Origin of the sequence: Oxalobacter paeniformigenes, assembly GCF_027158465.1 — a bacterium.
GTDB lineage: Bacteria > Pseudomonadota > Gammaproteobacteria > Burkholderiales > Burkholderiaceae_D > Oxalobacter > Oxalobacter paeniformigenes.
Genome location: NZ_JAMKYL010000020.1, coordinates 1 through 342 on the forward strand (window position 1 = coordinate 1; position 342 = coordinate 342).

The 342-nt window shown below is 52.9% G+C and carries 1 protein-coding gene; it reads right to left on the minus strand.

Annotation, left to right across the window (positions count from 1 at the left end; all coding sequences use genetic code 11):
• Positions 1 to 332: hypothetical protein (locus NAI64_RS09060; RefSeq protein WP_269299797.1), on the minus strand; the 332-nt coding region annotated here is incomplete at its 3' end.
• Positions 333 to 342 lie beyond the last annotated feature (10 nt).

Sequence of the window (342 nt, forward strand, 5' to 3'; positions counted from 1 at the left end):
TCACCCTGCATCGTGGTATTGCCCGCCACATTCAAATCTGCACCCAGATCCGTGTTGCCACTTACACCCAAATCACCTGTAACCTGCGTACCATCGGCTTCGCTTATAACAACACTGTTCCCTCCAGACTGCAAGGTGACATCACCGGCACCCGAATCTACACTACCAATCGTCGTCGCTGCCGTGCCCGTCGTATTGATATTGGTCGTTCCCGTAACATCCAGCGTACCTTCGATATCCGTATCACCTTTGATGAGGTTCGTCGCACCCGCACCAGCTGTGATGATATTTCCGCTCGTATTGTTGACGACGGAATTGCCCCCGCTGGTCATGGAGTTGGTT